This is a genomic window from Jeotgalibacillus alimentarius (assembly GCF_000829445.1).
Classification (GTDB): domain Bacteria; phylum Bacillota; class Bacilli; order Bacillales; family Jeotgalibacillaceae; genus Jeotgalibacillus; species Jeotgalibacillus alimentarius.
In genome coordinates this window covers 26,175-49,773 of sequence record NZ_JXRQ01000027.1, presented here as the reverse complement: position 1 = coordinate 49,773, position 23,599 = coordinate 26,175, and the positions used below count along the sequence as shown (strand labels likewise).

Here is a 23,599-nt window from a genome sequence, read left to right as displayed (position 1 = left end):
ATTGTATAATCAGTCGTTCTTTTAGACACAAAAATGCCCCCTTCATAGTAGTAGAGAAGTTTTATTATTTCTCTGTCTACTTTGAAGGGAGCATATCAATGGCGGGATGCTTCTTTTTGGAATGGCATTGTTAAAGACCGATGTTGTTTTAGCACAGCTGTAGATTGGAGCGGAAGGGGGACGACTCCAGCAGGAGAAGCGTGACAGGTGAGACCCCGCAGGCGAAGCCGAGGAGGGCCGATTGAACCGGAGCCACAATACGGCTCATGCGGAAAGCGTTCCCCCTGGAGCGGAAATCAACAGCCCCTTTAACAGAGGTAGCTTTTCAAATAAACGCGGTGTTAAACAGCTTCACCCCGCAAAATGACGCTCCACCCTCACAAACCATTGTCTCAATCTGCTGTCTTTTTTCACAAAATACAGACGCTGAACGACCAGGTAGACTACAATGACGCCGATGATATCTTTTACAGCGTCTATCATCGTCGCTGAGCGGTAAGGTACGAATGCCTGATGGATTTCATCAACAAAGCCGTAGAAAGCCGCAAACACGGCTGCAAGGGTATGTGTAGCCACTGTGAGTTTGCCGTGGACGAGCAGTGCGAGAATAAATAGGAAATGAAGGATGCCGAATTCAATTAAGTGCAGAGATTCTTTTAACAAACGGTCAAATGACCCGGATGGCAGGTCGACTACTGCATTGTGGGGAAGACTTGAGAGCACCCACACCAGGATCATATACATAAGAGGCAAAGCGGTAATCAGCAATTTAAGCCATTTGATCATAGAGAAGAATCCTTTCATAGACGTATACTAACGGGATTGTATCATGCAGGTGCAAGTCCTGAAGAAAAAAATTGTGACAATGTATAGAATTTCCTCTAAGCGTTCAAAATGAGTGCTGAGGTGATGAAAATGATTAAGGGAGACAAAAATCAATCTACCCTGTCAGGAAGTGTGAAAAAGTTTTTCAGAAAGCGCTGGGCTGCACCGGCTCTTTATATGAGCTGTGCTGTGCTCGCGGTTGGCTCTGTATTTTTTATTCAGAGTCAGAAAGATTCAGAAGTTGCAGAACTGTCAACGGAAAATGAATATGTCTATCAGGAGGATTCACCGGATTATACTTATGCGCCTGAAGAAACGGCTGAAGTGAATCAGCCGGCAGAAACGCTGAGGCTGCCTGTCGCTGATCAGGATGCGGTCACTGTTCATAAACCATTCTATGATCAGTCCGCTGACGCTGCTGAGCAGCAGGAGGCACTGGTCGTTGTGAACCAGACCTATTATCCAAACCTGGGAGTAGATCTGGTACAAAATGGTGAGCCTTTTGAAGTAACAGCTGCCATGAGTGGAAAAGTCACACTTATAGAAGAAGATGCTTTTATCGGTAACGCTGTGGAAATTGAACATGAAGGATATGTAACGCGCTATCAGGCAATTGATGATATCGCTGTTGCTGAAGGGGAAGAAGTGAGACAGGGGCAGGTCATCGCACAGTCCGGTGTCAGCGAACTCAACCCGGAAGCAGGCCTTCACGTTCACTTTGAAGTACTAAAAGATGGCCAGCCGGTCGACCCTGTCTCAATTACGCAATAATAGGTATATCATAACCGTCTGCCGGCATATAATGCACAAACGGACCCACAGGAGGCCGGCAACGTGCATGAGTATATCAGAGAGAGAACAATCTCGGCTGGCAGGCATATCGTAGAGACAGAGGAGACGGTCCGCTCTATCGCAAAAATCTTTGGGGTATCTAAAAGTACAGTGCATAAAGACTTAACCGAGCGCCTGCCAAAACTAGATCCTGCGCTCGCAGACGAAGTAAAATCGATTCTTCATTATCATAAAGCGATCCGACATCTAAGGGGCGGAGAAGCCACTAAAGCCAAATACGAAAAGCAGCAGCAATCAGCCAACTGAAAAAAGAGGAGGTCGTGAATCAAACGTTTGTTTGGTTCATGACCTCCTCTTTTAGTTGTGGTAATATATACTTATTGGTCTATGGAGCGTAGAAGATGGTCTGACCCGCCTCTACAAACATAAACAATATCTTATCCTTAACCTAAAAAACCGGGGGACAGACCTCGATAAACACCTAAAAATTGGTCCGTTTATACCGATATAATGTAAGGATATCAATGAACGAAAAATAAAAACATAATCCACCAGTGACCGAAGGGAGTCAAACAATCAGATGTTCTCTAAAGATATAGGAATTGACCTCGGAACAGCTAACCTGCTGATCCACGTCAAAGGCAAAGGAATCGTACTTAATGAACCATCAGTCGTAGCAATTGATAAAAACACAAACCGCGTACTTGCAGTCGGTGAGGAAGCGCGTAACATGGTCGGCAGAACGCCTGGCAATATCGTTGCCATCCGCCCACTGAAAGACGGTGTCATTGCTGATTTTGATGTAACAGAAGCCATGCTGAAGCATTTTATCAACAAGCTGAATGTAAAAGGGTTTATGTCAAAGCCGCGCATTCTGATCTGCTGCCCGACAAACATCACAAGTGTTGAGCAAAAAGCGATTCGTGAAGCGGCTGAAAAGAGCGGCGGCAAGCGCATTTTCCTTGAAGAAGAGCCGAAAGTTGCAGCAATTGGCGCAGGGATGGATATTTTCCAGCCGAGCGGGAATATGGTTGTGGACATTGGTGGTGGTACGACAGATGTTGCCGTACTTTCAATGGGTGATATCGTAACATCCCAGTCAATTAAAATGGCCGGCGATCAGTTCGATGCAGACATTTTAAACTATGTGAAAAAAGAATATAAGCTGCTGATCGGTGAAAGAACGGCTGAAGCGATCAAGCTGAATATCGCAACAGTATTCCCTGAGTCACGCAATGAAGAAATGGAAATCCGCGGACGTGACATGGTTAGCGGTCTGCCACGTACCATCACGATTAAATCTGATGAAGTTGAAAAAGCGCTGCGTGAATCTGTGGCTGTGATTGTACAGGCTGCTAAAAACGTCCTTGAAAAAACGCCGCCTGAACTGTCAGCGGACATTATTGACCGCGGCGTGATCTTAACAGGAGGCGGCGCGCTGCTTCACGGCATTGACCAGCTGCTTGCTGAAGAGCTGAAAGTACCTGTATTTGTAGCTGAGAATCCAATGGATTGTGTAGCGATTGGAACAGGCGTGATGCTTGAAAATATCGATAAAATTCCTCAGAGCAAACTGGGCTAAATCATGGGGGAGATTCCAGCTTTCAATGCCGAAAGAAGGAATCTCCTTAAAATCAGCTTTTTTAATGTAGAAATTTGGTATAATGAGTCACGGGAATAAATGACGAGGTGAAAAATATGTTCAGAGGTTTCTATACAGTTGCAACCGGAATGCTTGCTCAGCAGAGAAGAACGGAAATGCTGACTAACAATATGTCAAATGTGAATACACCTGGCTTCAAGGCGGACCAGGCTTCGATGAGAGCTTTTCCAGATATGCTGCTCTCAAGTCTCAGCGGATCTGATGTTCCGACACAAAACGGCATGTCATCAACCAGAATGACACCAGTCGGCGGTTTGAACACAGGTGTATACATGCAGGAGGCTGTCCCATTATTTACACAGGGAGACCTGCGTGAGACAGGTTTGTCAACGGACCTTGCCATTTTACAGGGCGATCTGCCTGTAAATGAAGAAACCGGCGTACCGGGCGCACTCTTTTTCACACTTGAAAATGCAGACGGAGCGGACCGCTACACAAGAAACGGTAATTTCGCACTCGATGCAGATGGCTTTTTAACGACACCTGATGGTCATTACGTGCTTGATGAAAATGGAGCGCGGATTGAACTTGAGAATGACCGCTTTGAAGTAACAGACGGCGGACAGCTCGTACAAAACGGTGAAAATGTTGCACGGATCGGCTTAGCCTACTCAGATGACCCGCGTGCTCTTGTAAAAGAAGGTGAAGGATTATTCCGTGCGCCTGAAGGGACAGCGTATGCAAGTGCATATGATGTGGCTGATGCAGGCTTTAGCATGGTACAGGGTTCACTCGAACGGTCAAATGTGGACAGCGCAAGAACGATGACAGATCTGATGACGTCATACCGCTCATTTGAAGCGAACCAGAAAGTCCTGCAGGCATATGACCGTAGCATGGAAAAAGCCGTTAACGAAGTCGGCAGGGTGAACTAAGGGGGTTAAAAAATGATTCGCAATATGGTAACAGCAACAAATACGATGAATCAGCTCCAGCAGCAGCTTGATCTGATTTCAAATAATATCGCAAATTCTGCGACCAATGGCTATAAGCAGACAACAGCCAATTTTAACTCGCTGCTTCATCAGCAGGTGCAAAATCAGCGTGGTGACCAGGCACCAAGAATGACGCCGGATGGTCTGAGACTTGGTAACGGCGCGAAGATTTCACAGTCCCAGCTTGTCGGCACTCAAGGGTCGCTTCAGCGTACAGACCGGGAGCTGGATTTTGCTTTTACGACAGAAAATCAGTATTTCAAAGTCCTGGTGCAATCTCCTGATGGTACGACAGAGCAGAACTTCACGCGTGACGGTGCGTTTTATCTGACACCAGTTAACGATGATGAAGTAATGCTTGTTGATGCGCAGGGTAACGGTATTTTAAATCAGAATGACGAGCTCATCATGCTTGATGGACCAGTTGATAATATTCAGCTTCAGGATGATGGCTCATTATTAGTGGAGTCAGGGGGCATTCAGCAGACAGTTGAAATGGGTATCGTTGATATTCAGCGCCCGCAGCTGATGGACCGTGTATCAAGTGTGTACCTTGGTATTCCTGATAACCTTGATGAACTGGGTGTGGATGCTGATGAGCTTCTCGTTCAGATGGAAGGCGGACTCAGACAGAATATTGGTCTTGAGCAGGGAGCCCTTGAACAGTCAAATGTAGATCTATCAAAAGCATTCACTGAACTGATTGAAGTTCAGCGAAATTACCAATTTCATTCAAGAGCCGTTTCGATCTCTGATCAGATGTCCGGTCTTGTCAACGGATTGCGCTAAAGGAGTTATTTCACTATGTCTGAAACACGTTCTGAAAAAAATCAAAAGCCCAAGGATCAGGAAAAAACCTCAAAAACACCAAAGTGGGTACAGGTCCGACTGTTTCCAATTCTGATCAGAGTCGCACTGATCCTGTTGCTTGCGGGACTCAGTCTTGTAGTCGGACTGATGGTCGGCTACGGTGTGATTGGCGACGGCACGCCGCAGGATGCCCTGAAGAAGGAAACCTGGACTCATATTATCGATCTCGTTACACAAGATACAGAATAAGCAGGAGGTTTTACTGATGTTAGACATTCAGCAGATTAAAGAAATTATTCCCCACCGTTACCCATTTTTACTGATTGATAAAGTGGTGGAAATTGAAGAAGGTAAACGCGCAGTTGCCATAAAAAACGTAACAGCGAACGAAGAATTTTTTAACGGTCATTTCCCGGACTATCCGGTTATGCCAGGCGTCTTAATCGTTGAAGCACTTGCACAGACTGGCGCAGTCGCAATGCTGAAGCAGGAAGATTACAAAGGCAAACTCGCATTCTTCACAGGCATCGACAACTGCCGCTTCAAGCGTCAGGTCAAACCAGGCGACCAGCTCCGCCTTGAAGTCGAAATCATCCGCATCAAAGGACCAATCGGCAAAGGAAAAGCAACGGCAACCGTTGATGGCGAAGTGGCATGTGAGACGGAGATTATGTTTGCGATTAAGTAGAAAGGCGGAGGCAGGCGTTTAGGGGCGTATGCGGTGGACTGAGGCGGATCAGAGATAAAGGAAACACGATGAACGAAGTGAATCGATGTTGACTTATCTTAGAGGAGCTGAGGGAAGCGCACTAGCCCCTGCCTGCCGGAGCTGGACATTGTGACAGGATAAATTCCTTTTTCCAAATAGTCCTGAATAGTTAAATGTAATCTCAAGTGAACGGAGCGGAAGGCGGTGACTCCGGGACGATTAGCGGGATAGCTGAGACCCCGCAGCGCAAAGCGCGAGGAGGCTCAGCGACCGCCGTCCGGAAAGCATCCGCCTGAAGCGCAGTGAACGGTTATAATTGCCAAGACCCACTTACAGAGGCTGAGACTCACTCGTCCAGCCTCATTTTCATGCAGCAATACATATTTCCTCCCTCTCCGGGGAAACTATCGACAGACCGTGAATGGTCAGTTCATAAAAAGGAGAGGGATCAAATGAATAAATACATCAAAATGACAGCAGGCTCACTGCTTGCAGCAGCACTGATGGTCGGCTGTAACGTAAACGACGGCGTGCCGGGCAACGACAACGAATCCATGATGGATAACCCTGTCAACGACAATCGCGACAACAACGGGCTGAATGGTAACAACCGTGATAACAACAACGCGATGGACGGTAACAATCGTACAGACGATGACTGGGGCATGGACGGTGACCGCAACAACGACATTAACACTGATACAGAAAAAGATGCGATGCGTGATGACAACACCAACCGTGAAGACATCATCGAAGACGACATCGACCGTGAAGACCGCGATAACCGCGACGAGTAAGCCCCGTCTGCCGGAGTCAATCCGGCAGATGGATTTTACATAATATATTCAAGACTTTCTCCGCCCCGTCTGCCCTGAATTATGATAAAAGACATACGTTATACCACTGGGATGTATAGATGATTGTACTTTTAACTTCAATAGGGTAAAATGCACAGAGAGACTTATCACTTCAACGTTGAGCACATCATAGTCATTGGGAAATTATCGGATAGTAAAGAGCTAGGAGGTTCGTTTCTTATATGCTTCAACAATTGCCAACAGGGACTAAAATCAGCATTACCCGTTCAATCAACACTGCATTTGAGCAGTACATGAACGAAATAGATTGGAATGAAGACCGCTTCAACATGGTTGAATTTATGAATGCATGGAGCAAATACATCACAACTCAGGCATCATGGTATGAAAACCTGGAGCCATCTGTCAAAGAAAGCCCGGAATTCCATGAGCAGCTTGCTAATAAGATCAACGAAACGATCGAAAAAGTGCTGGAAGAAGAACCAACACCTGCACAAATCGAGCGCATCGAACAGCTTCAAGTCAGCACAGGTGCAGAAATGGACTTCTCATGTAAAGCAGAAGCAAAATACGTCATCCAGACGCTTGAAAGAAAGCTTTCTTAATATATATACAGAAAAAGGACTCTTCAAAAAGTCAGTACAGCTGATTTTTTGAACAGTCCTTTTCATTTTCAGAGGCGGGGGTGTGGCGTTTCTGACGGATGTGACCTGTAAGAGATTAGTAGTGACCTGTAAAAAGCTCAATGTGACCGGTAAAACTTCGTTTGTGACCTGAATCAGCCCAATGCAACCGATTGTGACCTGTAAAAACTCTTTTGTGACCCGTAAGAATCCCAATCTGACCGGTAAATCAACAAATCTGACCCGTAAGATCCACCACCATCATTAGACCACCACACGCCAATCCCCGGCACGAAATCACTTCTTAATCCGCGGCTTCTCCTTCATCTGCTGCTTAAACTCTGCAAGCAGCTCATCACCTGAAATATCTTTTCGGTCCAATATGTAAGCAAGTAGCTCTTCAGCGTATTCATTACGCTGATTTCTCATATGCGCACTGAATAATACACTGACCTTATCACCGATTGGTTTCACTTCATGCACGCTTGCAAAAAGGCCCGCTGGATCATTTTTCTCATTTGAAATAACCGCAAGAATTTCAACATTTTTATCACTTTGCTGAAGCTTCTGGAAATATTCTGTTTCAGCGCCGTCTAAAAAAGCTTCGAGAATCCATGTTTGGTGTTCATCTTCTTTATTAATAATCAGCCCGTCATGCAGCGTGAAATTACGAATATTGTCTTCTTCCACAACCTGAATTTTCATCAGTTTAAATGTCTTCATTCCGCCCATCCCCTTTATGAATTGTAAGTTGATTATAGCACACAGCATTTTTTTCAAAAAAGTGAAAAAATAAGGGTTAGTTCATTTCCCGGGGAATATTGCAGAATAAAAGGTGAATTTCGCCTATGGAATTTCGACTTTTTCCCTTCTGAAAACGACATGAAAATGAATATTTCCATGTTTTACAACAATTTATCCCGCCGCTAAAATAAGAATATCTTCAAAGAAAGGAGGATGGATATGATCAATCAGGTTACGCTAGTCGGGCGGCTGACAAAAGATCCGGAACTGAAAGAAATCGCCGGGAACAGGCAGGTGCTGAACGTCACTATTGCTGTGAACCGGCCGTTTAAAAATCAGGCAGGTGAATTTGAAGCCGACTTTATCAGGTGTACAATCTGGAACAGGAATGCACAAAACACACATGCTTATTGTGAAAAAGGGTCATTAGTCGGCGTTGTTGGCAGCATTCAGTCAAGGTCATATGAAAGAGAAGATGGTATCAGGCAATATACGACAGAAGTACACGTAGACAATGTCAGATTTATGGACCGCAGAAAACAATCCGCAGATCCCGGCCCATTTGAACAGCCGATTCCGCGAAACACCGCTCCACCGCAGGACACTCATTTAGAAACAATCAAATAGCAAAACCAACCGTGGCTCCGCTCCAACAGGCACAAGTATCCTGCAGCGAAAGCAAACCTTCCCCATTGCCGGACCTGCAGGAAACAAGCCTGCCGCAATCATCCTCATACTTACTATTAAATATGTTGTGAAGCATTTGATCTGCATGTCAGCTATTGGGTTGGAGGACGAAGACTCCCGCCCGGGGGCAGGAAAGCGCAGCCCTCCAACCCAATAGCGGCTATTCACATATCCCCTTAAAAAAACCGCCTGACAAAGTCAGACGGTTCTCTTCATATCGTTAATTCAGTACCAGTAAATCCTCAAGCTCCTCATTCGAAAGCTCCGTAATCCACTGATCACCGCGGATAATATCCTCATTCAGCGACTGCTTCTTCTCAAGCATCTTATCAATTTTCTCTTCAATTGTTCCTGAAGAAATAAATTTATGCACATGAACAAAGCGTGTCTGGCCGATCCGGTAAGCGCGGTCAGTTGCCTGATTTTCAACAGCCGGATTCCACCAGCGGTCATAGTGTATAACGTGATTTGCTGCAGTCAGCGTCAGGCCAGTTCCTCCTGCTTTCAGACTCAGGATAAAGACAGGGAATTCTCCTGCCTGGAACTGCTCAACCAACTGATCGCGCGTCGCTTTTGGTGTAGAGCCATTTAAAAATGGCACTTTGAACCCGTATTTCTTCTGCAGCACATCCTGAATCATGCGTCCCATAGAGATGTACTGCGTAAAAATAATTGTACCTTCTTCAGCTTCAAGAATCTGTTCAAGAAGATCCATCAGCTTATCCATCTTTTCAGATCGGGCAACAATGTCAACCGGTGCTTCCTCCTGGAGATAAAGAGCAGGGTGGTCGCACAGCTGCTTGAGACGGTTCAGCATCTGAAGCACCATTCCTTTCCGCTCAATACCTGTCAGCTGCGGAATCTTTTCAAGCGTGTCCTGCACGAGCTGTTCATACAGTGATGCCTGTTCTGACGTCAGCGGACAGAATTCCTTCTGCTCAATCTTAGAAGGAAGGTTCAGGCCGACAGCAGGGTCGACTTTTGTCCGGCGAAGCAGGAATGGACGGATTCTTTTTTGCAGCTTTAAGGTCAGTTCTTCAGACCCGTCACGCTCAATTGGCGCGATAAAATCTTTTCTGAATGCACCGAGTGAACCAAGGTAGCCGTGATTAATAAAATCGAAAATCGCCCATAGCTCAGACAGTCTGTTTTCCATTGGCGTGCCGGTCAGTGCAAGGTGGTGGGCACCGTTCAGACTGCGGATGGCTTTTGACTGCTTGGTAAATGGATTCTTAATGTTCTGCGCCTCGTCCAGCGCAACAGCTGCCCACTGGACGGCTGTGAGCTCTTCCTGATCAGCATGGCACAGACCATAAGACGTCAGCACGACATCAGCCGTTGCAATTGAAGTTCCAAAAGCTTCATTTTTTGCACGGCCAGGTCCATAGTGCAGGTGAACATTCAGAGACGGCGCAAAGCGTTCAATCTCACGCTGCCAGTTACCGAGTACGGAAGTCGGGCAGATAATGAGAAACGGCTCTTCAGGTGACTCCGTTTCTTTTACATGCAGCATATAACTGATCAATTGAATCGTTTTCCCAAGCCCCATATCATCAGCCAGACACGCACCAAAGCAGTTGCTGCGCAGAAAGCTCATCCAGCTGAAGCCCTGCTGTTGGTACGGTCTCAGCTCACCATCGAGCGCGTCAGGAGGAGAGAGGAGCGGAACTCTTCCTGCATCATTCAGCTTCTCCATCATTGATTTCATCGAGCGGTTCAGCTCGAACTGGATGCGCAGGTCATCCGCGCTATCATCTTCCTCATCATCATTTAAGTGATCCTCAAGTAAGTCCTGCATACTGATCCCGTTCTTCTTTGCAGCCTGCATCGCCTGCTGAATGCGCGCAATCATCGCAGGATCAAGCGCCACCCACTCACCGTTCAGCTGGATGAAACGGCGCTTTTCTTCGACAAGTGACTGGAATTCATCATCTGAGAGGTCCTCTCCATTCACAGAAATCTTCCAGTCATAATCCACAAGCGAATCCAGTCCGACAAATGACGGGCGGTAATTATGATCACCTTTTACCGCAGCCTTCAGCGAGACATTCGACTTCTGAATCGACTGCCACCATGCAGGAAGCAGAATTTCCACATCAAGTGCAAGCAGCTTTTCACTGCCTTCAGTTAAAAAGAGCCATGCACGTTCTTCAGCCATTTCAAGCTGCCACTGACCGTCTTCTTTTAAATACGGAATCAGTTTCACCCAGCGGTCAAGCTCATGGGAAATTGCATGCACCGCGTCCAGCCATCTTTTAGGAAGAGAGTCAGTAAGCGGTTTTGAGAGATCCAGATCATATGTCCAGTCAGACCGTCTGCTATCACGCAGGAACGGCTGCATCCGCCACGGCTGCTCTTCAGATTCAGGTTCTTCCAGGCGCAGTCCGAAGCGGTAGGGTAGCTCAAGATCCTTCTGCTCAACCCACATCTTCCATTTCGTCTCATCAAAGTAAGCTGCAAGATCTTCAGCTGTCAGCACGTGACCGCTGTTGAATAGCCGCGCAGCAAGATTCGAACTTCTCGGGTGATGATCGAAAAACGATGTGATCGCGTACTCATACCACTCATTCATGAATTTCTTTTGGTCCGCATCGGCACGATCACCGCTGTAGGACATATCCGCCCACTCATCCCAGAACTCCTCGCCAAGCTTCATATCAAATGTTTCACTATCAGACTCGTGATTCCACTCAGCCAGCCACTTTCCTTCAGTGATCCATTCATATAAAAGGGGAGCGGCATCATACATAAATTCAGCCTGCTCTGACAGCGCCCACTGCTTACGCCCATGAAATTCCGGCTGCGCAAACAGTGTCAAAAGCGCCCAGCTGTCGAGCGCGATACTATCAGCCGGCAGATTGCTGAATGTTGGGAGAGACGTGCCATGAAATGATTCTTTATGCCAAAGCAGCAGCGCATACTGCCAGATCGCAGGGTCAATCATCTCACCATCTTCAGTTAGAACCCTGATCGAAAAATAACCCTGATCAAGCGGCAGTATATCAATCTTTTCCATGAATCAGTTTCCCCCTTTCACATTCTTCTCTAAAGGCGCGCAGCCGTCTGTAGCGGTCAAGCAGCTGATCGAAATACAGGGCAAATCTCGGCTCCTGGTTCATTCCCTGATAAATTTTCTTCAGCTTTTTCAAATAGCGTACAGCTTTTTTATACGTGTCACGCTGCTTTTTCTGAATCAGACTCTCCACCCATTGATGAAGAAGCGGAGCGGCAAACTCAGGCTTGCGCTCCATCAGCTTTTTCAGCCCGGCAGCTTCAAGTTCTTCAGGGGAAAAGTCAATCCAGTGTACAAGCTCGACCCATTCCCTGTACTTTCCTGCATCAAGCAGCACAGCACCCAGGTGCCGCGCACTGTATGGCAGGAGTTTTTCATATAACTTAATCGTCACATCCGGCACATGCAGTCTCAGCTGCTCACCTTCAATTTTATGAATCAGCCATAACGCGAACGAGCGCTGGTCTGAATGGTTATCCATTCGCGCCAGATAAAGATCCAGCTTTTTCTGCATGGCCTTTAACACTCTTACTGAACGGTCGATTTCACCTTCGCGCAGCAGCCACTCAAGCCACTGAACCGCATGCGGCACTGCAAGCTCTGTAGAAGCTGCGAACTGCTCCTCAAAGTCATCACCATTCCGCAGCAAAGTAAAGATCGTCCCCGCTAAATGGGACTCATCCGTCATTTCAGCCTGCTTCAAACGCTCAGCCTCCTGCTCGCGGTCACTGCGTTTGGTAAACAGCTGAAACCACAGCATGGCATAGATCGAAAAGCTGAGCGGATCCTTCTTTTCAAGGAGCGAAGCCGTCTCACGCTTCAGCTCTTTAAAGAACGGATCAAACGAAAATGGATGGGCATACACAGCAAGATCAAACACAGCCTTCTGCATGGCCTCCATAATCGTCTCAAGCGCACGGGTAATATGAACAGAATCATAGCTCTCAAACTTCTCAGAAAGCTGTCTGTGATAGTAAAAAGATACATAAAGCATATATAAAGGAACCCATTCCTTTTCAACCGGCGCATGCTGCTCAAACTTCCGGTAATTCGCCATCATATAGTTTTCAAGCAGATAAGGCTCCGCTTTTATATGTTCAGCGGGAATGCTGTCAGCAGTTTCCACAGCAATTCTGCGCCAGAATTCAGGAGACTTCTGCGCCCTTAAAGAGGCATCCTGCTTCTGATTGCGCCATGCCTGAATCCACTGGCTCACACTCGCATTCTGCTGATAAAACTTAAAAAACACCGCCATCCGGTGACGGCACCAGGGCTCTTCTGGACAGCTGCAGCTGCTTCCCTTATCAGGATTCAGTGAAATCCGCACGCTGACGCCGTGGACATCACGCACCTTTGCCTTCAGCATCTCATTTTTCGCATCAAATCCCATCTCATACACCGTGCCCTGCCTATATAAAAACAATCCCTTCTGCACAAGACGTTCATCCGTCTGATCAGCAGGAGAAAACTGCCTGAACAGCCGCTGCTCAAGCCGCTCCATCCCATCTGCCAGCAATTGCGTTTGCATCCACCATCTCCACCTTTTCGAAAAAAAACGTATCTTTTATTATACCGTACTTTTCGTGAAAAGCGAAGAGCCGGGACAGACCCGGGTCTTCGCTGGGTGATCTTTCGTGCTTTGGATGGGGTCGGGAAGTGGTATGGGATGTGCGCGGCGCGGGGGTGCGAAAAAGTGAATTGGTGATAGATAAAAGGTTGGGGGTGATAGATATAATGAAGGAGCTGATGCAAAAATGGCAGGTCATACCCTTGCCGAGTGAAAAAATTCAAAAGGTGATAGAAATCATTGCAAAGGTGATACATATATCTTCAAACGTAATAGAATAATCAAAGTCCTCTGCTCACACAAAAACCCTACAAACTAAACTGAAAAGAGTTGAAACGATGATCATAAAAAAACGTGAACTTCCTTTGCATATAAAAACCTTAAAATGCATAGCCCACAGGATGGCAGATTACCATCCGAAGAAACAGTTGGTTGAGGAAGAGCTCTACAAGCAAATTGCAGGTTACAAAGGTGAAAAAAGTTCCGATTATTACACTTCATATTTAGATCCGGCGCCATTTGTCCTTCATAACATACGGTTGAAAAATGGAAATTACAACTTTCAAATTGACACAGTACTTATATTTAATAAAGCAATCTTTATTCTGGAAGTAAAAAATTTAGCGGGAAGCATTGAAATCAGATCATCATATGATCAGGTGTTAAAAACAGTAAATGATCAAACATCCGCTCAAAAAAGTTTTCATACTCAGGTCAGGTTGCAAAAAGATAACCTTAGCAGGTGGTTACAGAGAGAATGTAATATCAAGATTCCGATTATCCCATTTATTATTATGAGCAATCCCCGTTCAATTCTCAGAGCAGAATCCCCGGAATTATTGGAAAATGTACACCCGTCTTCATCGATACCATTCGCCGTATATGGTGAATTGGATCAATTAACTTCAAAAAAACACTCTTCAAAACAATTAAAAGCGATGGCTCAACGAATGGCTGCTTCCCATGAAGAGCTTGTAGTAGATTGGTTTGGACGCTTTGATTTTCATATTAAGACACTGACTAATGGAATGTCATGTCCTTCATGTGAGCAATTTGCCATTGTTCAAAGTAGTGTGAAATGGAGCTGTACAACTTGTTCTTTCAGCGGATTTCAAATAGTTGAACACGCACTTGAAGAAGCTTTTTTAATATTGGGAGAAGGGATTAGCAATAAAGAACTGCGAAAGTTCCTGGGAGGCATGTCAACACAAACAATGAACAGAATCGCGAGAAAAGCAAATCTGCACAAAACAGGTCTGACAAAAGGAACTAAATATCATCGGAGACGACAGAATGGCGAGGAAACTAGAGAGGTTGATTGAGATTATTTCCCAAGGGCATGAAGAGGGTGGGTGCGAAAAACTGAAAAGGTGATTGAATCTAGCAGGCAGGTGATAGATAAAATTAAAAAGATGATAGATATATCTGCGCTCGGACTCATCTGAAATGAATCCCTCTTAAAGGTGATGTAATAATAGAATAGGTGATAGATAAAATCCAATAGGTGATCGAATAACGGCCCCCGGCCGCGTATTCGGCCCCCGCATGGCCGCACGCACCCTGCTCGCCCCACACCACCAAAAACCCAAAACAAAAAGCCCCGCACCAACAGGGCTTCCGCTCAAAACTCAATTTCAATTCCAATCAATTCGGCAATACACCCAACAACACATACTTCCAATTCGTCCGCTGCCCCGTATACCCAAGATTATCAAACGTCAGGCGGGCAACCTTCATTGGCGTAATGTAAGGCATACCGCTGCGTTCGATCTGCTCAGGGTCCACCGTAACCCACTCGCCAGCGTTCAGTCCGCTCAGAATCTGCTGACGGTCGCCATCAAGGATGCCGATTTCCACAATACGCGGTTCAACAAGTCCCATTTCATTTAATACATAGATCTTAGAAATATCAAGGCCGATCACAGGCATTGTCACAGCATTCGGTGCTGCTTCAAGCACGATTTCATTGACAACGTGCTGGCCGATGAACCAGTCCTCGTTTGCTGTCAGTAAGTCAATGTTTAAAGGATACAGGCTTTTTTCATTCAGTTCCGGCTCCTGCTCCGGTAAAAGCGGATTGGATGCCACAACGCCGTCTCCGACTGATTCTGCAACAGGGGAAGCTACACGTGCCTGCATGCCTTCCTCAACCAGCTTTGCTTCTTCGTCTGTCAGTTCCGACTTTGAAGCGAGAGAATCCGTATAGATCGTGATCAGCGGGTGGCTGATATCTTCAGCGAGTCGTGCGATCTGTCCGGTGTACTCACTTTCAACTGTCACAACAGGGCTGTCTTCAAGTCCGTCAGCAAGACGTTCATACTTGTCACGCTCAGCCTCTAAGCGTTCTACCTGTGCTTCCTGCTGACCGATCTGCTGATTAATTAATGAGCGTGTCTGATCAACGGTTGCGTCAGATACGTCAACGCCGACTTCAAGCTCGATCGTAATCAATAATTCTTCATCCTCAAGCGTACTTGACGGGCGCGCCGTTGCAGAAGAAGAAGCTGTTGAATCCTTAATCTTACGCTCAATACTCTCAAGCTCACTCAGATAGGATTCTACTGCCGAGATCTCATCTTCAAGCTGCTCAATTTCCGATTCGAACACAAGACGCTGTTCCTCAAGATCTGAAACCGTATATTCATACAAAGGTGTCCCCGGTGTGACCTGGTCACCTTCTTCTACTAAAAACTGTGTAAACATGCCAAGCTGTTCTGAAAAGTAAACTCTCTCTTCAAGCGCTGTATGTACCACACCATCTTTGACCATGACTTCTTCGACCAATTCACTTTTTGAAGGCTTCTGATCGTGGACAATTGAAGTCCGATCGATTAACAGGTCATCCTGTTTAATCAAATAAAGGTTCACGCCGGCAAAAATGACAGCGAGAACGCCGATTAACCATATACTTCTTTTACTCAATTTATGCCAGCTCCTTTATAAAAATAAATACTGATAGAATGGGAGATATTCAAGCGTAGCGGTTGCAGCCCAGAATAAAATATTTAACCCGAGAATAATTAAAAACGCTGCCCACCATTTTAACGTAGTAATTGAACGCAGCACCGTAAACTGCCAGTAGATCACCCAGAATTTGAAAAGGGAAATCGCTCCAAGGAAGTATACAAGCCATGCCTGTTCAATGAATAACTGCCCGATTACACCCCATGAAAACGGGGAAGAGTACCAGTCGATTCCCTGCCATACGATCAGCACTACATAGCTTATCTGTTCAAGCAGAAGAATGAAAACCGGGAATAAGGACAGTGCGAGCATCTGTCTGAAAGTGAACTGCTTTGCCATCAGCCAGTAAAAAAGTGCCGGCAAAAATAGCACAATACTCACATACAATAACCCCTGCGCAAGTCTGCCCAGCAAGAAGTAAAATCGCTGCAGATCATATTCAAGTCCATAGAATAAAACAAAATTCCCGGCCCATTCCTGGGTGCCCATACCAATGACAGCACCAAAGCCGAAAATCACCAGTGCCACTATAAAAGCAGCTGCAATATAACGTTTTATATGTAAAACAGCATCGCTGCCCAACACGAAATCTATCATTCTGCCAGGGCTTTTGAGACCCTCGCGTAAGCCGTAACGCATCTTCAAACCTCCCAAAAATAATCGCTTTCTCTATTGTAAAGAAAAACACTGATCTTGTCACTGCTTGAAGTAATTTGAAATTAAATGTTGTAATAGTGAAAAAAATGTTCGTGACAAAAGAACCATTAAAACAAGCTGCAGGTTGCCATTGACCCGCAGCTTGTTTTAATATCCATTTTTCTTCACAACTTTCAGTAACTGTACAAGCAAATCAATCTTATTCGCCTGTTTCGCTGAAGGCATCTGGGAGAGGGTTCGCAATTCATCGAGCAGGGACGGATAGGTTCTCAAAAAGTCGATCAGCTGACGGTCCTCAGCTTTCAGTACTCTTTCTGAGAGCTCGAGCCTCGCTTCTTTAATTACATTAGTATCTGTTGTTTCATAAAGCACCATCGCCATAAACTTGTCATCATCAATATGATAAATATCTTTCATTCTGCGCAGCGTATCGATCGGAATCTGCCTCACGCCTCTTTCATAATTTGAAAGGGTGGCAGGCTGAATGTTCAGCTGATAGGCAGCATTTTTCTGACTGATCTGCAGCACTTCTTCACGGTAATACTTTAAAATATGGGCTAAAGACAACATATTCACCTACTTAATGACCGGAATACTTTTACAATATCGGTCAGCAGGCACTGAAAAATATTTATCAACGATATGTTATGAAAAAAGTGTAAACAAATCGTTATTTATTTGCTATAATCAATTATTATAAAATACAATAAATTAGTAATTTTCTGAAAAATGGAGGAAATGTAAGTGGAGACTTTTCAAGATTGGGTACATGACGCTCGTATTGATTTTGAGGAAAAACTGTCACGCGCATTGAAGCCGGAGGAAATTGACTTTTTAAAATGGATGGAAGAGCAATTCGTACACACGCAAATCCATAAATAGAGAGAAAAGGGTCATTCATAAAATCTCAGCTCCCACATCGATACGGAGTGCCTTTGTAGAAGCTGCTATCATCTGGAGGGTTTTATGAATCTGTACACGTTTAGCTTTGATCAACTGCCTGAAGATCTGAATACAATTATGAAGGATTACCTTGATTATCAGGCAGTGCAGGATTTTGACCGGCTGCCGCACTATAATTTTTTCAGGCAACTGCAACAGCTTTTTTACAGTGAAAAAAAGATCTTTATCGAATCATGCCGTTATTACAAACAGCCCGCAACACCACACCAGACAGGCATCATGATCACACTTCGCGGAAAATCGTCCTTCGATATACATATTTCCTGTAACACCAACACGCGCACCATTACCCTGATGTACCCGCACGCAGAAAACTATTGCCATCGATCATTGAGCAGCGCACTCAGCTATGCTTTTAACTATTCACGTCCAACCGATCAAAATAAGCCAATCCTACCAGGTGAGAAAAGAGTCATTTGGTCCGGTTTGACCTGGCAGAAAAACAGGTAAATGATTGGAAAACATATACTGGAGCGATTCATATGGCAATGGAACAAATGACAAGCGAAAATTTATCAGCAATTTTAAAAGAAGCACACCAAAAAGGTGAAAAAGAACAGCTTACACCACAACAGATGGTGCAATGGCTTGCTTCGCAAATGAATACGAAACAGCAAGTCTGAAAAGCGTGCCGGAAAATTGTTTCCGGGATGCTTTTTTAGGTGGTGAGGGGAAAACTTTTGGAGTGCTGAATGTGACCGGTATTCCGTGGAATATGACCGGTAAAATTCATTTTGTGACCTGTAAATTTGAAGAAGTGACCCGTAAACTTCACCCGCTCCCAATTAACATGAAACCCATTTTAGATACTGTGCTATACAAAGAAAAACCGGAGAACTCAGCCCCGGTCGCTAACGCTACACCTGATTCCCAAGCAGCGTCTCCATATGATCAATTCCGCTTTCAGTCAGCTTATAATGCATCTGGCCCTCGTGCTTAATTTTTTCAACGAGCGGGCGGGAGCGGCTGAGCGCGATTTGGATTGCTTTTGATGAGTGCTCCGTATCAAAATGATTCTTCAGCACATCGTATACTTCCTTAGCAGACATATGCTGACGATCAAATTCCTTCATATAAATGTATAGAATGCTGAGCGCCTGATCCTCCACGCGTTCAAGCATCTGCGGATCAGGGTTGTTTTCCAAGTTAAAATCAGGCGTATCCTCAGAAGCTGTACCTGTGTCATCCTGCTCTGATGGCGTATTGGAGAGCAGGGTCTGAATATAGGCGAAACCTGACTCCGTTACCTCATAGATTTTCTGCAGCTCCTGATGACCTGCTTCCTGAAGATAACCTTTCTTCACACACGTATGAACACTCAGATGAATATTATTTGGCACAGTATGACGGGCTTCTCTAAACTGCTTACGCACCATCTTCGCTGTAAATGACGGCTGCTGTTTGAAGTGAGACAGGTAATAGGCCATTGCGAGTGTGAACTGCCATTCTGCATGTAGTGGAAGCTTTTCAAGATACTTTTGAATATCAGGCTTCTCTTCTGAACTTGTCTGGGGAAGCGGTTTTGGTGCTGTTGGCGAACTCTTTTCGATTTCAAAAGTAGCGGGCACCTTACCGCGGCGGCCAGGGCCAGGCTTCAGGTCGTCTTTCATCATTTTTGAAAGGTAGGACTGAACGACTTTATCATGCTCTTCCACAAATTCACGGTCACCGGCAACAGCGTACTCAAAGTCTTTATAACGAACACTTAGCTGATATGATTCCTGACCCATTTTTACCGCCTCCTGAAAGTTTTTTATCTCTATTTAACCTTTATTATAGTTCTTTAATCAGATGATTACAACACTTATTGTTCTATATTAAGAACATTTTTCATTCTTTAGTTCTGTCAAAGTTAAATGATGATGTCTGAAGGCGACAAGCATCACGCATCGTACTGCGGTCCACCCCGCTAAATTGACACAAGGAAGCTTCAGCTTACTGATTCAATCTAAGTATGCACAAAATCCCATTTTGCTATTCAGTGTTTAAAAAATGGTGAAAGCGGTCATAGTACAACAAACATTTAAAAGAAAGGGGAGAGGCATGATGCTGCTCGACCCATTAGGAAAAGTATTGTTTATGGAAATTTGTAAAAGACTGCGCGACAACAAATGGACGGTGGATGACCACCAGTTTTATAAAGATGAAGATGTAACAGAAGCGACTTTCGCTCTCCCTGAATATCTGGTTGAAAGAGAAGGTAATCCTGAATTTGAAAAGGATATTGCCGTGGTGAAATATGAAGGAGATCCTCAGAAAATGAAGGAAAATCAGATCGACGGGGTTGTGCTGAAGTTTTATACAAAACGCCTGAAAGCACTCGGACTTCATGAGTCGATTTCAGAAGTAAAAACATTCCAGCGCAAAAGCAACACCACAGAAGTTGAATTTTTCGTCGATCAGGTATTTGCTGACGAAGAAGTTCAGCAGTGGTTTGACGAACTGTTCACCAGACTCGACGACAAAATGACAGGCATCTATGGAGACGAAATCAAAGACATCCCAATCGTTCTCCTGCCAAAAAAACTCCACGACCTGCCACTTCATACGACGTAATCTATTGTGGGTGTGTATGAGAGGGATTTTAATTTAAAGGCAGATGAATTTATTGAAAAAATCTGAGGGTAACGGAGCGGAAGGGGACGACTCCAGCAGGATAAGCCGGACAGGTGAGACCCCACAGGCGCAAAGCACCGAGGAGTCGCTATGGCGCCACAAACCGGCGCACCCATGCGGAAAGCGCCCCTGCAGCGCAGTGACCCGGTTACCAAAGAAAAAAGGCTGAGACAAAAAACGTCTCAGCCTTTACACATATTAATAATGCTCGTTCTCCTCCGACTTCCAGCTAAGAAAAGTAAAGGAGCCGATCAATCCGATAATCAGAATAAATTCAATTAAAAATGATTCGCTGAATGATGTCTGGAACATATCAGTAAACACCTTCAGGGTAATATAAGAAATAAGTAAAATGGCAATGATCATTGCACCTATGTTATGAAGTTTCACCGAACCACACCTCCTGCAAATCTCTAAGATGTCCATTGACTATTGAAGCGGCTTTAGCTTTTTAAGATCGGTTGACTGTCCGATTCTTGAGCCGGGTAAATGACCCGTTAAGCTCACATGTCGTACGTTCGAAGGCTGCATGGACTGGATGAAAAATCGCTGTTCATTCAGGTCAAAAAGAATCTCTTTCTGCATACGTAACGCCTCCCTCTGACAACATCTTACGCCGCAAAAAAACACCATTCAACAAAATCATCATTTCTTAATCGCGTTGTTACATAAATAATATATATAGACAATAAACGACAAATTTCCCCCTCGATCTGTTACACTAAAAAAACATTCAGATTTATGTTTATACTTTAAAAATAAGGGTAAATGAATTTAGCTAACAACATTTATAAACGTGCGAAAGGGGTCCGCTATGGCTGACACTCGTCTTGAACCAACCCTCAATCAATTAACTGATAAAATTTTAGACTGTAAAACTGATCTGGCACATGACATTACTGGAAATCAAAATAAGCGATATGAAAGACTTGAAGCATTTTCTGAAGACCTGTTCCAATTCCGCGTTGAACTGGTGACGCTCTACGCAGAATCTTTGTCTATGACGAAAGATGAGCGGCAGGAGCGGATCGAAAGCTGGGGGACAAAAACAGGTAAGGCCTGTGCTGAGATGGGTATCTCACTTGATTCCATGCTGAAGGAAGTTCCGGAATACCGGGCTGCCATTGGTGAAATCATTAAAGAAGAAGCGATTACATATGATATGTCTGTAGCAAAACTGTACGATATCCTGTCAGTGCTGGACCGTACAGTCGATGACGTCGTATATTACTTCTGCCTGCCATTTGTAGAAGTACAGACAAAATCTCTCCAGGCCTCACAGGAGCAGATGCTCGAAATGTCAGTGCCAGTTGTCCCGATCGATGCAGGCGTTGCAGTGCTGCCGCTTGTCGGAACCATTGACACGCACCGTGCGAAGCTGATCATGGAAGAATCACTGACAAAGTGTCTTGAACTGAATGTAAGTGAATTTGTCATTGACCTCTCAGGTGTAGCAATGGTTGATACGTTTGTTGCACACAAGCTGTTTCAGGTCATCGATTCACTCAAATTAATTGGCGTAAAACCGAAAATTTCAGGCATCTCTCCTGAAATGGCACAGACAATCGTGCAGCTCGGCCTGAACTTCTCAGATATTCCGTCATATGCAACACTGAAATCTGCGTTAAAAGAAATTGGTTTTGAAATGAAGGTAAGTGAATATAGTTAATACAGAAGACCGCAGCTGGTGATGGCTGCGGTTTTGTTTTTTAGAGACGCGTTCTAAACAAAGGTAATTTTTCGATCATTAATTGTACATAGTTAAAAGTTCTGCATTTCTTTATTGTCACTAAAATGTTACATTATGGTTACGGTCCATCACGATAAACGAATGGTTCAAAGTTTTGATGGGAAATGATTTTGTCGTTGGGCTTTGTCAAATACATAAGGAGGTATAAGATGAATCAAGTAACTAAGAAAGCTTCAGCACTGATTGGTGCAGGTATTCTATCATTTGGATTATCACAAACTGCTTCCGGAGAAGAACAACAGCCAGTTGAAAATATTTTTTCGGACATTAAGCAGCATTCACCTGTTTATGAAACGATGGAGAGTGTGTTTCATATGAACATTATGTCAGGGTACCAGGATTCTTCCGGAATGTATTACGAAATGCGTCCTTTTGAAAGTGTAACCCGGGCGCAGACTGCAAAAATGATGACTGCATCATTAGGTGGAAAAATGGCTACACAAGAGATTAGTCCATTTACAGATGTGAGTGAACAGCATTGGGCACATGATTATGTCACGATCATGAATGAGAAAGAGATAGTTGGCGGGTATGAGGACGGTACGTTCAAAGCTCAGGAAAATTTAACGCGTGCTCAGGCTGCGAAAATGATCGTTACTGCATTTAACTTGCCATACGATGAAAATGAGCTGGACACCGGTTTCAATGATGTTTCTAGTGATCACTGGGCTGCAGCATATATTCATGCATTAGTTGATGCTGAGATCACGACTGGTACGTCACAAACGGCTTTCTCTCCAGAAGAAAATGTCACGCGCTATCAGCTTGCTGCATTCATTGAACGTTCACTTAATCAGTCTGAACTAAGCGAGGATCAGATTTTTCTTAAAGTGCGGGAAGTGTATGGAGAGTTTCAACATTTTTATATAAGAGCTTTGCAGGAAGGTAATGTGACCAGTAAGACATATGAAGATTTCGAGTGGCGATTCGAAGATCTTGTGACTGATGACTATGAACCTGTGTTGAAAAAAGTTTTTAACTCAGAATGCGCGCTAAATGGAGATTGTGATGGATTAAGGTATACTGCAACATTACAAAATATGTTCAATAAAAATATTATTGAATATAGTGATGAGCGGATTACAATCCAATATGATGAAGAAGCAAATGGTCTTTTTTCGGCCGCAAATTATGTCATCAGTATTGCAAAAGAGAATGGACAATGGAAGCTCGACGGATATGAAGCTGAGTTCTACAAAGGTACCAAACTTAAGCTCAGCCTGACAAAAGAAGAAGCACTTGATCATATCGAATCATCTTACCGGCTGAACTATCAACAGTGGGAACAAGTTTATAGTGTGACGGACATTGGGATGAATGAAGAAGGGGAATGGCTGATTCAACTGAATACGGATGGTTCTAATGATGAGTATGTCATTAGATTCAATCCGGAAGAAGGCAGTTTTTATTACTGAACTGATGGAAAAACCGCAGCTGAAAGATGGCTGCGGTTTTTCTTTTAA

27 protein-coding genes are annotated in these 23,599 nt (G+C 44.6%); 17 read left to right on the top strand and 10 right to left on the bottom strand.

Annotated elements, in window-relative coordinates:
- Window positions 1–351: 351 nt before the first annotated feature.
- The gene (locus tag KP77_RS14405; RefSeq protein WP_041123440.1) at window positions 352–786 is read right to left on the bottom strand and encodes a VanZ family protein; all 435 of its coding nucleotides are present in this window, start codon (window positions 784–786) and stop codon (window positions 352–354) included.
- Window positions 787–909: 123 nt separating this feature from the next.
- Here KP77_RS14405 and KP77_RS14400 point away from each other — a divergent pair, with 123 nt between their 5' ends.
- The 9 genes from KP77_RS14400 to KP77_RS14360 all read left to right on the top strand — a co-directional run bounded on the left by KP77_RS14400 (window position 910) and on the right by KP77_RS14360 (window position 7,157).
- On the top strand, window positions 910–1,596 hold the full coding sequence (locus KP77_RS14400; protein WP_052474293.1) for a M23 family metallopeptidase: 687 nt from the start codon (window positions 910–912) through the stop codon (window positions 1,594–1,596).
- A 63-nt stretch (window positions 1,597–1,659) separates the two neighbouring features.
- Window positions 1,660–1,923 (top strand): sporulation transcriptional regulator SpoIIID, encoded by a 264-nt coding sequence (spoIIID, locus tag KP77_RS14395; RefSeq protein ID WP_041123439.1) that lies wholly within the window; start codon window positions 1,660–1,662, stop codon window positions 1,921–1,923.
- A gap of 274 nt (window positions 1,924–2,197) precedes the next feature.
- The gene (gene mreB, locus KP77_RS14390) at window positions 2,198–3,199 is read left to right on the top strand and encodes a rod shape-determining protein (protein ID WP_041123438.1); all 1,002 of its coding nucleotides are present in this window, start codon (window positions 2,198–2,200) and stop codon (window positions 3,197–3,199) included.
- Window positions 3,200–3,315: 116 nt separating this feature from the next.
- On the top strand, window positions 3,316–4,155 hold the full coding sequence (locus KP77_RS14385; RefSeq protein WP_041123437.1) for a flagellar hook-basal body protein: 840 nt from the start codon (window positions 3,316–3,318) through the stop codon (window positions 4,153–4,155).
- Window positions 4,156–4,167: 12 nt separating this feature from the next.
- Complete coding sequence (locus KP77_RS14380) at window positions 4,168–5,004, top strand: flagellar hook-basal body protein (protein WP_041123436.1); 837 nt, start codon at window positions 4,168–4,170, stop codon at window positions 5,002–5,004.
- Between the two features lie 15 nt (window positions 5,005–5,019).
- Complete coding sequence (locus KP77_RS14375; RefSeq protein WP_041123435.1) at window positions 5,020–5,274, top strand: DNA-directed RNA polymerase subunit beta; 255 nt, start codon at window positions 5,020–5,022, stop codon at window positions 5,272–5,274.
- A gap of 16 nt (window positions 5,275–5,290) precedes the next feature.
- The gene (gene fabZ / locus KP77_RS14370; protein WP_041123434.1) at window positions 5,291–5,713 is read left to right on the top strand and encodes a 3-hydroxyacyl-ACP dehydratase FabZ; all 423 of its coding nucleotides are present in this window, start codon (window positions 5,291–5,293) and stop codon (window positions 5,711–5,713) included.
- A gap of 473 nt (window positions 5,714–6,186) precedes the next feature.
- The gene (locus tag KP77_RS17675) at window positions 6,187–6,531 is read left to right on the top strand and encodes a hypothetical protein (protein WP_052474291.1); all 345 of its coding nucleotides are present in this window, start codon (window positions 6,187–6,189) and stop codon (window positions 6,529–6,531) included.
- 242 nt (window positions 6,532–6,773) lie between these two features.
- Window positions 6,774–7,157, top strand: a complete 384-nt coding sequence (locus tag KP77_RS14360; RefSeq protein ID WP_041123433.1) for a hypothetical protein — start codon at window positions 6,774–6,776, stop codon at window positions 7,155–7,157.
- Between the two features lie 315 nt (window positions 7,158–7,472).
- Here KP77_RS14360 and KP77_RS14355 read toward each other — a convergent pair whose 3' ends face one another.
- Window positions 7,473–7,898 (bottom strand): YwpF family protein, encoded by a 426-nt coding sequence (locus KP77_RS14355; RefSeq protein WP_041123432.1) that lies wholly within the window; start codon window positions 7,896–7,898, stop codon window positions 7,473–7,475.
- 240 nt (window positions 7,899–8,138) lie between these two features.
- Between KP77_RS14355 and KP77_RS14350 the strand changes: the two genes are divergently transcribed.
- The gene (locus KP77_RS14350) at window positions 8,139–8,546 is read left to right on the top strand and encodes a single-stranded DNA-binding protein (RefSeq protein WP_052474290.1); all 408 of its coding nucleotides are present in this window, start codon (window positions 8,139–8,141) and stop codon (window positions 8,544–8,546) included.
- A gap of 280 nt (window positions 8,547–8,826) precedes the next feature.
- On the opposite strand, the gene KP77_RS14345 is transcribed toward KP77_RS14350, so the two are convergent.
- Window positions 8,827–11,622 (bottom strand): DEAD/DEAH box helicase, encoded by a 2,796-nt coding sequence (locus tag KP77_RS14345; RefSeq protein WP_041123431.1) that lies wholly within the window; start codon window positions 11,620–11,622, stop codon window positions 8,827–8,829.
- Entirely contained in the window at window positions 11,609–13,147 is a 1,539-nt protein-coding gene (locus KP77_RS14340; RefSeq protein WP_041123430.1) for an SWIM zinc finger family protein, read from the bottom strand. Before KP77_RS14340 ends, KP77_RS14345 begins: the two co-directional genes overlap by 14 nt.
- A 377-nt stretch (window positions 13,148–13,524) precedes the next feature.
- Between KP77_RS14340 and KP77_RS14330 the strand changes: the two genes are divergently transcribed.
- The gene (locus tag KP77_RS14330; RefSeq protein WP_041123428.1) at window positions 13,525–14,508 is read left to right on the top strand and encodes a nuclease-related domain-containing protein; all 984 of its coding nucleotides are present in this window, start codon (window positions 13,525–13,527) and stop codon (window positions 14,506–14,508) included.
- A 322-nt stretch (window positions 14,509–14,830) separates the two neighbouring features.
- Here KP77_RS14330 and KP77_RS14325 read toward each other — a convergent pair whose 3' ends face one another.
- From KP77_RS14325 to KP77_RS14315, 3 genes are all read right to left on the bottom strand, one after another.
- Window positions 14,831–16,108 (bottom strand): efflux RND transporter periplasmic adaptor subunit, encoded by a 1,278-nt coding sequence (locus KP77_RS14325; RefSeq protein WP_041123427.1) that lies wholly within the window; start codon window positions 16,106–16,108, stop codon window positions 14,831–14,833.
- Between the two features lie 15 nt (window positions 16,109–16,123).
- Entirely contained in the window at window positions 16,124–16,789 is a 666-nt protein-coding gene (locus tag KP77_RS14320; RefSeq protein ID WP_041123426.1) for a hypothetical protein, read from the bottom strand.
- A 165-nt stretch (window positions 16,790–16,954) separates the two neighbouring features.
- Window positions 16,955–17,377: a helix-turn-helix domain-containing protein gene (locus KP77_RS14315; RefSeq protein ID WP_152614747.1), complete on the bottom strand. Its 423-nt coding sequence runs from the start codon at window positions 17,375–17,377 to the stop codon at window positions 16,955–16,957.
- A 174-nt stretch (window positions 17,378–17,551) separates the two neighbouring features.
- On the opposite strand from KP77_RS14315, the gene KP77_RS18225 reads away from it, so the two are divergent.
- The 3 genes from KP77_RS18225 to KP77_RS18220 all read left to right on the top strand — a co-directional run bounded on the left by KP77_RS18225 (window position 17,552) and on the right by KP77_RS18220 (window position 18,393).
- Window positions 17,552–17,689 (top strand): hypothetical protein, encoded by a 138-nt coding sequence (locus tag KP77_RS18225; RefSeq protein WP_160289537.1) that lies wholly within the window; start codon window positions 17,552–17,554, stop codon window positions 17,687–17,689.
- 84 nt (window positions 17,690–17,773) lie between these two features.
- Window positions 17,774–18,220 carry a hypothetical protein gene (locus KP77_RS14310; RefSeq protein ID WP_041123424.1) on the top strand — a complete coding sequence of 149 codons (447 nt, stop codon included), beginning with the start codon at window positions 17,774–17,776 and terminating at the stop codon, window positions 18,218–18,220.
- 32 nt (window positions 18,221–18,252) lie between these two features.
- A complete protein-coding gene (locus KP77_RS18220; RefSeq protein WP_160289536.1) occupies window positions 18,253–18,393 on the top strand; it encodes a hypothetical protein in 141 nt (46 codons plus the stop codon).
- A gap of 234 nt (window positions 18,394–18,627) precedes the next feature.
- Here the strand turns inward: KP77_RS18220 and KP77_RS14305 are convergent, their stop codons facing one another.
- Window positions 18,628–19,500 (bottom strand): hypothetical protein, encoded by an 873-nt coding sequence (locus KP77_RS14305; protein WP_041123423.1) that lies wholly within the window; start codon window positions 19,498–19,500, stop codon window positions 18,628–18,630.
- A gap of 313 nt (window positions 19,501–19,813) precedes the next feature.
- On the opposite strand from KP77_RS14305, the gene KP77_RS14300 reads away from it, so the two are divergent.
- Complete coding sequence (locus tag KP77_RS14300) at window positions 19,814–20,326, top strand: hypothetical protein (protein ID WP_152614746.1); 513 nt, start codon at window positions 19,814–19,816, stop codon at window positions 20,324–20,326.
- 258 nt (window positions 20,327–20,584) lie between these two features.
- Here the strand turns inward: KP77_RS14300 and KP77_RS14295 are convergent, their stop codons facing one another.
- Both KP77_RS14295 and KP77_RS18215 read right to left on the bottom strand, forming a co-directional pair.
- On the bottom strand, window positions 20,585–20,776 hold the full coding sequence (locus KP77_RS14295) for a hypothetical protein (protein ID WP_041123421.1): 192 nt from the start codon (window positions 20,774–20,776) through the stop codon (window positions 20,585–20,587).
- Between the two features lie 39 nt (window positions 20,777–20,815).
- The gene (locus KP77_RS18215) at window positions 20,816–20,971 is read right to left on the bottom strand and encodes a hypothetical protein (RefSeq protein ID WP_160289535.1); all 156 of its coding nucleotides are present in this window, start codon (window positions 20,969–20,971) and stop codon (window positions 20,816–20,818) included.
- 229 nt (window positions 20,972–21,200) lie between these two features.
- Here KP77_RS18215 and KP77_RS14290 point away from each other — a divergent pair, with 229 nt between their 5' ends.
- A complete protein-coding gene (locus KP77_RS14290) occupies window positions 21,201–22,055 on the top strand; it encodes an STAS domain-containing protein (protein ID WP_052474288.1) in 855 nt (284 codons plus the stop codon).
- A gap of 230 nt (window positions 22,056–22,285) precedes the next feature.
- Complete coding sequence (locus KP77_RS14285; protein ID WP_041123420.1) at window positions 22,286–23,551, top strand: S-layer homology domain-containing protein; 1,266 nt, start codon at window positions 22,286–22,288, stop codon at window positions 23,549–23,551.
- Window positions 23,552–23,599: the final 48 nt, after the last annotated feature.

Bases quoted from the DNA above. Each gene is read 5' to 3' on its own strand.
- KP77_RS14285 (WP_041123420.1), top strand. From the start codon at position 22,286: ATGAATCAAGTAACTAAGAAAGCTTCAGCACTGATTGGTGCAGGTATT.
- mreB (WP_041123438.1), top strand. From the start codon at position 2,198: ATGTTCTCTAAAGATATAGGAATTGACCTCGGAACAGCTAACCTGCTG.
- KP77_RS14290 (WP_052474288.1), top strand. From the start codon at position 21,201: ATGGCTGACACTCGTCTTGAACCAACCCTCAATCAATTAACTGATAAA.
- KP77_RS14350 (WP_052474290.1), top strand. From the start codon at position 8,139: ATGATCAATCAGGTTACGCTAGTCGGGCGGCTGACAAAAGATCCGGAA.
- KP77_RS14305 (WP_041123423.1), bottom strand. From the start codon at position 19,500: ATGGGTCAGGAATCATATCAGCTAAGTGTTCGTTATAAAGACTTTGAG.
- KP77_RS14330 (WP_041123428.1), top strand. From the start codon at position 13,525: ATGATCATAAAAAAACGTGAACTTCCTTTGCATATAAAAACCTTAAAA.
- KP77_RS14400 (WP_052474293.1), top strand. From the start codon at position 910: ATGAAAATGATTAAGGGAGACAAAAATCAATCTACCCTGTCAGGAAGT.
- KP77_RS14380 (WP_041123436.1), top strand. From the start codon at position 4,168: ATGATTCGCAATATGGTAACAGCAACAAATACGATGAATCAGCTCCAG.
- KP77_RS14315 (WP_152614747.1), bottom strand. From the start codon at position 17,377: ATGTTGTCTTTAGCCCATATTTTAAAGTATTACCGTGAAGAAGTGCTG.
- KP77_RS14375 (WP_041123435.1), top strand. From the start codon at position 5,020: ATGTCTGAAACACGTTCTGAAAAAAATCAAAAGCCCAAGGATCAGGAA.
- KP77_RS14310 (WP_041123424.1), top strand. From the start codon at position 17,774: ATGAATCTGTACACGTTTAGCTTTGATCAACTGCCTGAAGATCTGAAT.
- KP77_RS14355 (WP_041123432.1), bottom strand. From the start codon at position 7,898: ATGAAGACATTTAAACTGATGAAAATTCAGGTTGTGGAAGAAGACAAT.
- fabZ (WP_041123434.1), top strand. From the start codon at position 5,291: ATGTTAGACATTCAGCAGATTAAAGAAATTATTCCCCACCGTTACCCA.
- KP77_RS14405 (WP_041123440.1), bottom strand. From the start codon at position 786: ATGATCAAATGGCTTAAATTGCTGATTACCGCTTTGCCTCTTATGTAT.
- KP77_RS14345 (WP_041123431.1), bottom strand. From the start codon at position 11,622: ATGGAAAAGATTGATATACTGCCGCTTGATCAGGGTTATTTTTCGATC.
- KP77_RS14340 (WP_041123430.1), bottom strand. From the start codon at position 13,147: ATGCAAACGCAATTGCTGGCAGATGGGATGGAGCGGCTTGAGCAGCGG.
- KP77_RS14360 (WP_041123433.1), top strand. From the start codon at position 6,774: ATGCTTCAACAATTGCCAACAGGGACTAAAATCAGCATTACCCGTTCA.
- KP77_RS14300 (WP_152614746.1), top strand. From the start codon at position 19,814: ATGATGCTGCTCGACCCATTAGGAAAAGTATTGTTTATGGAAATTTGT.
- KP77_RS14320 (WP_041123426.1), bottom strand. From the start codon at position 16,789: ATGCGTTACGGCTTACGCGAGGGTCTCAAAAGCCCTGGCAGAATGATA.
- KP77_RS17675 (WP_052474291.1), top strand. From the start codon at position 6,187: ATGAATAAATACATCAAAATGACAGCAGGCTCACTGCTTGCAGCAGCA.
- KP77_RS18215 (WP_160289535.1), bottom strand. From the start codon at position 20,971: ATGCAGAAAGAGATTCTTTTTGACCTGAATGAACAGCGATTTTTCATC.
- KP77_RS18220 (WP_160289536.1), top strand. From the start codon at position 18,253: ATGGCAATGGAACAAATGACAAGCGAAAATTTATCAGCAATTTTAAAA.
- KP77_RS14385 (WP_041123437.1), top strand. From the start codon at position 3,316: ATGTTCAGAGGTTTCTATACAGTTGCAACCGGAATGCTTGCTCAGCAG.